General features: G+C 47.4%; 6 protein-coding genes and 1 rRNA gene. 1 reads left to right on the top strand and 6 read right to left on the bottom strand.

What is annotated here, in order from left to right; all coding sequences use genetic code 11:
• Positions 1-654 precede the first annotated feature (654 nt).
• From FAY32_RS14120 to FAY32_RS14110, 3 genes are all read right to left on the bottom strand, one after another.
• Positions 655-972 carry a hypothetical protein gene (locus tag FAY32_RS14120; RefSeq protein ID WP_143464102.1) on the bottom strand — a complete coding sequence of 106 codons (318 nt, stop codon included), beginning with the start codon at positions 970-972 and terminating at the stop codon, positions 655-657.
• Positions 973-1,070: 98 nt separating this feature from the next.
• The gene (locus tag FAY32_RS14115) at positions 1,071-1,841 is read right to left on the bottom strand and encodes an ABC transporter permease (RefSeq protein WP_158727608.1); all 771 of its coding nucleotides are present in this window, start codon (positions 1,839-1,841) and stop codon (positions 1,071-1,073) included.
• 4 nt (positions 1,842-1,845) lie between these two features.
• A complete protein-coding gene (locus tag FAY32_RS14110; protein ID WP_143464100.1) occupies positions 1,846-2,748 on the bottom strand; it encodes an ABC transporter ATP-binding protein in 903 nt (300 codons plus the stop codon).
• Positions 2,749-2,879: 131 nt separating this feature from the next.
• On the opposite strand from FAY32_RS14110, the gene FAY32_RS14105 reads away from it, so the two are divergent.
• Positions 2,880-3,464, top strand: a complete 585-nt coding sequence (locus FAY32_RS14105; protein WP_143464099.1) for a helix-turn-helix domain-containing protein — start codon at positions 2,880-2,882, stop codon at positions 3,462-3,464.
• Between the two features lie 280 nt (positions 3,465-3,744).
• Here the strand turns inward: FAY32_RS14105 and FAY32_RS14100 are convergent, their stop codons facing one another.
• From FAY32_RS14100 to rrf, 3 genes are all read right to left on the bottom strand, one after another.
• The gene (locus FAY32_RS14100; RefSeq protein ID WP_143464098.1) at positions 3,745-4,338 is read right to left on the bottom strand and encodes a GNAT family N-acetyltransferase; all 594 of its coding nucleotides are present in this window, start codon (positions 4,336-4,338) and stop codon (positions 3,745-3,747) included.
• Complete coding sequence (locus FAY32_RS14095; RefSeq protein ID WP_158727607.1) at positions 4,335-5,069, bottom strand: MerR family transcriptional regulator; 735 nt, start codon at positions 5,067-5,069, stop codon at positions 4,335-4,337. The genes FAY32_RS14100 and FAY32_RS14095 overlap by 4 nt, the downstream gene beginning before the upstream one ends.
• A 712-nt stretch (positions 5,070-5,781) precedes the next feature.
• Positions 5,782-5,898 (bottom strand): 5S ribosomal RNA (gene rrf, locus FAY32_RS14090).
• Between the last annotated feature and the right edge of the window lie 3 nt (positions 5,899-5,901).

Below are 5,901 nucleotides of genomic sequence, written 5' to 3'. Positions count from 1 at the left end.
TTGACTTCGCAAATATTGTTTGGGTTTGATACCAAGTATCAAACCGCCCTACACATATTTGGTTTGTCGAAACAATGTTCAGTTTTCAAAGGTCTACCAGTCATCTGCTCTCGCAGACAACTTAATTATCATATCATTTAATCAATATGATGTCAACAACAAGTTTAATTTAATTAAACTGTGAATTGCTGGCTGCCTAATGAAGCAGCTCAATTAATATACCATTTTGTTATACTGCTTGTCAACAAGCAATTTAACTTTTTAAATTAACGAACTGCTGTCGTAAAAGACAACTTAGATAATATACCATGCACATCATCTTAGTGTCAACAAAAATCTAAAATAAGTGCCAACCCTTTTTATTATTCACAACCAACGCCAACTTAGTAAGCCCACTGTATTAGGCATGTGTACGCCGCCATCCCCCACCAAAAGTGTCGCCGTAACGCATCCTCATTGGCTTAACCAACATCACTTGCTTCCGGCTCAGCTCGCTCGACAACGGCTACCTCCATTTAACGTGGCTATCCCCTCCCCCCTATCTAACACCTCCTTCATCCCGACAATGATCCTCTAAAATTGACAACCATTAACCCACTGATGCTATCCACCAAGAAACCACCCCCTACGTCCGTATCAACCAACACTACCGGACTAACTGAATATCTCTTTGATACCTAGAATTACAGTATATCCCGTTACACTTAAATTAATCAGTAGCCAGACCGCCAAGCCGATAGCTGCACCATTAGAAAACACAGCTTGCTGATTGCATAGGGTACCTAAGTTCGTTAATACGCCCACAATAAAGAAGCTGCTTACGCCTGGAAGCAGGTGTAGAAACACCGCCTTCTTGGCATCAGCCTTCACGCCTTGGTCCTTCACACTTATCCAGACAATTGCCGGAAAAATGATTGGCGCGAAGATAACCGACAAGTAAGCCAACCCACTAAGTGTATGATCCTTAGTCATGTTCATTCCTCCCTTTTATGTTATGACCGCTAGCCGTCACTCCTGCTGATAACGTTTGACACCTTATCCGTGAATCCCCCGCTCAACTCCAATTTAACTCAAAGCCGTCGCCGGGAAAAAATCACAGCGCCTATCCCTATGAAGAGCAGTGTCCAGACCACGTTCCCAATTTCCAACTGTCGAATCGTCAAATGAGTCATCGTCCGGTAGTCTGGATTGCCGTACTCTTCTTGTAAGTAAAACATGTTAAACGGATTCCATTTCAGCCATGGTACGAATGCTTTGAACGAACCGAGCAAGAGGCTGGACAGCCCTTCGCCCATAAAGCAGGCCCCGACACCAACAGCAATCGCCGTGGCACCATGACGGCTGCAACTCGCCAGTAGGAACACAAGACTCACAATGAGCACCCCACCATACAGGTCCAGTAGTGCATTTATGCCCAGATTGCACCCTAGGCTTTGATGATAGCGGTAGATGGTTTGCCAATGCATCCGTGGGTCTCCACTAACCTTCAGTATCAAGGTGACCCCGACGACTAGGACGTGCAACAACATGCTGTACCCCAGGACTACCAAAAACTTCGCAACATAGATCAGCCAGCGGTGGGGCACTTGCATCGCTAACTGTTTGATCGTTCCGTACTCGAATTCCATCGCCACACTGGTCGCACTAATGACAATCAGAAATAAGATTGACCATTGAAAGCCCACATACCCGGAGGTCACATAAAATTTTTGATCACTGAGGGTCATGCGATGGGTTGTCAATGCCACACCACCCATCAGTAGCGCGACTAAGAGTGGCGTGACCCACGCCAACCGTTGATGTTTAAATTTAAAAATTTCTCGCCAGAGTGTCTTGCGCATATCTCTACTCCCTCCCATTTGCTAACAGTCTCAACAGGACCGTTTCCAAGTCTTCTCGTTGCTGGCTCACTTTCAAAACCTGAATCCCCGCGTCCAGTACAATCTTCAGTAACGGGGTCAACGCTAATGATGCCGGCAAACTTAGCTGATCTTCTCGCAGAGTCACTGAATATCCCGCTGACTGAAGCAGTTGGCAGGCCCGCTGATTGGCCGCCGTGTGAATCACTAAGAACGCCCGTGCTGACTGGTGAAGCTGCGTCATCGTTTGCTGGAGTAACACCCGCCCCTGGTCAATCAAGATCACTTGGTCAATAATTTTCGCCAACTCACTTAAAATATGACTGGAAATCAGAAAGGTCGTTCCTTCATGTGCCAGCTGAACTAACAAGTCGCGAAGCTGTTTGACGGATTGCGGATCCAACCCATTCATGGGTTCATCCAAGATAACTAACCGTGGGCGCGTGACTAAAGCCATAGCGATACCCAATTTTTGTTTCATACCTAACGAATAGCGATTAGCTGGACGGTGAATGTAGGCTGTCATCTGGAGTGCCTTTACGACCCAGTCCATCTGGACAGTTGAAGCCGTCGTCAATTGCAGATGCTGCCAGCCGCTTAGGAACGGATAGATTGCGGGTCGCTCAATGAGAGCCCCCACTTGGCACGTCACCACCTGATGCGTATTGACTGAAACCGGCTGCCCAGAAATCCGGACGTCGCCAGCAGCCGTTGGTGTGAGCCCCAGTAAGATTTTCATTATGGTCGTCTTCCCCGCACCATTGGGACCGACTAACCCCACAATCTTGCCAGTCGAAAATTCAAAACTAACATCCCGTAAGACTACCCGCCGACCGAACGTTTTTCGTATTCCGGCGACCTGAACCATTTTTTCCTGCACGTGTTGCATTGGACATCGTCTCCTCTACTCCCTTTTAACATACCCGTTCAAACCGCCAGATGATACGGATGCTAGCGAGAATAGCTTGCTATTTTCGGACGATTCTTTATGCTAGAGTTAATAGAAAGTGAGGATTCACTATGGCATCAACAGAACTAGGCCCGCGTTTAAAACATTTCCGCCAAATGCAGCAGCTGACACAAACCGAGTTGGCGGATAAACTCCACGTGTCGCGCCAAACTGTTTCCAGCTGGGAAACTGGCCGGAATCAACCAGACATCGCTACCATCACCCAACTAGCTACCTTGTATCATCTCTCAGTGGATGCCATCCTACTGGATACGGCAACCACGCTCAGCAGCCCGACCAAACAGTCCATCCAACCAAGTCTCACCTTACCCACGGTCCTACTCGGCATCCTGCTAGTGGAACGCATCACGCAATTTTCAAATTTTTCGGCATTCTATTGGATTGATTTTCTTATTCTTTTGCTACTCATTCTCATAGGTAACCTCCTCATCGCTCACCATCATCTCAGTGTTTGGACTAGTCGGGTGCACTGGATCGGTTTAACCGGCTTTGCCCTGCTCAGTTTCATCAGCGGGAGTCTGAATGCATTTGACATGGGATTCGGCCTGATGACCACCTGCCAGTTCAGTGGCCTAGTTGTTGCAATTGTACTTGTTAGAAAATACTGGCAGTTCCGGTCGGCCAAGCTTCGATAACACTGGGATTCTCAGCCCATATCTGCCGGCCGGTAAGGTGACCGAATTATCATGTTGCCTAGTTTTAGGGCCGCTATTGTTGGTAGAACAGGTATGAGCCGTACTTTGTAGCTTTGAACCTTTAGCTGTCACGCAAAAAAGGTAACGACCTTCCCGCCTGGGAGTGCCGTTACCTTTTTAATTATCTATTCCGCTGCCGTTTGATCAATAGCCTATTCAATTCCGTAATAACGACAACCTGATCGCGTCGCGGACCATGCTACTTATTTTAAAATACAGCTTACCTTAACCGCGTCCATTGCATTTCCGACCATTCGCGAAAACCAAAACACAACTGCGTTAACTGACTATGCTGGGTCTGCTTTTCGCAAAACCCTAGTTGCCGATAAAGTCGATACGCTGCGTGATTGCCGGTGACAACGCTGAGTGTAAGCCGAGAAAAATGTTGCTGACAAAACTTCAATAGTGCGGTGCCAATGCCTTGCCTACGCTGAGATTGCGTCACCGCCACAAAATCAACATAGGTGGTTCCTTGAGGTACGGGTTGATCTAACAACCCCAGAAATAATAACAGCCTGAGACGATCGCGCCAAGGCAGAGTCTGCCCCAAACGACGTAAGAAAGTACGTTGACCGAGAGCTTTTTGTCCATGATTGAGTAGTAAGCAGCCATTAAGGTGTCCCCCTTGAATAGAAACCACGAGATCCTGTCGATAAAATTGTTGCAAATATTCACCCAACAACTGACACCCTAGTTGTGTCGTCGCCGCTGAAAAGCCAAAGGACCTAAATTTTCCACGAAAACCTTGTTGAAACAACTGGCCAATTTCAACTGGATCTAATTGTTTGACCTTAGATGCCCAAATCACCGTCATTGTAGCCGCACCTCCAACGTGTAAATCACGTCCTGACTGTAGACTAACGATAACACCAGGTTTTCATAAATCAGGAGATCCGGTTGCGATGCCAGTTCCAGCAAGGGATCTCGTAAGAAGTCTTGGGCGGCCTGTGTCAGGTCCGTGTCATCGGTTACCGCAATTTGTTTGAACGCATACGTCCCAGTGGGCAAGTGCCACTCGCCAGCCGTAGCCGTCTGTTGACACGTGACGGTGGTCTCGCCGAATTTTTTAAAATAGATCACGGGATTCAGCTGTTGTAAACGTCTCTGTTCTCCCAACGCTTGTGCATTGCGCACTTCCAGTTGTGTCGCTTTTTCCGGTCCGATTGACCGCAATTGACGCGCGGGTTGTTCATGAAATAGTACCGTATTTAACGGTTCCGTCCGTTGAAGCGCGAGGATTTCTGTGATAGTCTGCTGTGTCTCTTGAAGATGCTGCACTTGTTGGCTGACCTGCTGTTGAAGTTCACGCAGCTCAGACGTTACATTAGCTTGTTTCAATAGGGTATGGATCATTGGTAGCGAATAGCCTAATTGCCGTAAGAACCGAATATAGTAAAGTTGGTAAAGCTGCCGTTGATTAAAAAGCTGATAACCGGCCGCGGTCGTTTCCGTGGGCGTAATTAAGCCAACATCGAGATAATGGCGTAATGTCGATTTTTTCACCCCACTCAATTTAGCCAATTGGCCACTAGTAAATTCCGTCATGTCTAACGCTCCTTCATGCTTACTTGATAGAGTCATCATAAACCGTGTTGTAACCACACGGTCAAGAAAAAGCTGAGCGCATTCGAAATTTAGTTGTCAAAGTTACTGGTCACGGCCGGTTTAAGCATGGCTTGTTCCCCAATAAGCAGCTGTTCGTTGTTAACGCCGCGCAGACGGCAGACTTTCCACGGTGGCGGTCATGCGTCACTACTATTTTTATTTGGGGATGACAGAATCTCGTACTGTTCATACACAGCTTATTGAGAAGTTAAATGAATGAATCCCTAATTGTGAATGCCAACGCCAGCCAAGTACATGGACGACGGGTTCGAAGTTCGGTGCGTCTTGCCAAAAGTCATAGTGGACACCAATGATAAATCCCTAGCCAAGGTTAAGCTCACACATAATCAGGATCAGGGGGGCGAGCAGTGGTATTGTCTTTTGGTGAAATATACCCATGTCGCCTTGAGCATGAATATAAAACTTCAAGCTCTCAACAGCTGAAGGTGAATGGCCTTACTAAAACCTAGGAGGTCTTCCCCACGAAAGCTATCGCAAAGCGTGTCGTCGTTTTGTTTTTGACGCCGCGCGTGTCGTCGTTTTGTTTTTGACGCCGCGCAGTCGCCATTCCTTCCACGCTGGCGGTCATCCGCCACTACTGGTTTTATTTTTTTACACAAAAAAAGGAACCCATCACTGGGTTCCTACGTTTGCGTGGCAACGTCCTATCCTTGCAGGGGGCGATCCCCCAACTACTATCGGCGTGCTAAAGCTTAACTTCCGTGTTCGGCATGGGAACGGGTGTATCCTTTAGGCTATCGCCACCACACTA

Source organism: Levilactobacillus enshiensis (assembly GCF_007115095.1).
GTDB classification, from domain to species: Bacteria; Bacillota; Bacilli; order Lactobacillales; family Lactobacillaceae; genus Levilactobacillus; species Levilactobacillus enshiensis.
The sequence above is the reverse complement of the archived record's forward strand: the minus strand, read 5'-3'. Positions and strand labels throughout refer to the sequence as shown.

What these genes read in the sequence shown, in the direction of transcription:
- FAY32_RS14110 (WP_143464100.1), bottom strand. Translation starts at nt 2,748, where the DNA reads ATGCAACACGTGCAGGAAAAAATGGTTCAGGTCGCCGGAATACGAAAA.
- FAY32_RS14100 (WP_143464098.1), bottom strand. Translation starts at nt 4,338, where the DNA reads ATGACGGTGATTTGGGCATCTAAGGTCAAACAATTAGATCCAGTTGAA.
- FAY32_RS14120 (WP_143464102.1), bottom strand. Translation starts at nt 972, where the DNA reads ATGACTAAGGATCATACACTTAGTGGGTTGGCTTACTTGTCGGTTATC.
- FAY32_RS14115 (WP_158727608.1), bottom strand. Translation starts at nt 1,841, where the DNA reads ATGCGCAAGACACTCTGGCGAGAAATTTTTAAATTTAAACATCAACGG.
- FAY32_RS14095 (WP_158727607.1), bottom strand. Translation starts at nt 5,069, where the DNA reads ATGACGGAATTTACTAGTGGCCAATTGGCTAAATTGAGTGGGGTGAAA.
- FAY32_RS14105 (WP_143464099.1), top strand. Translation starts at nt 2,880, where the DNA reads ATGGCATCAACAGAACTAGGCCCGCGTTTAAAACATTTCCGCCAAATG.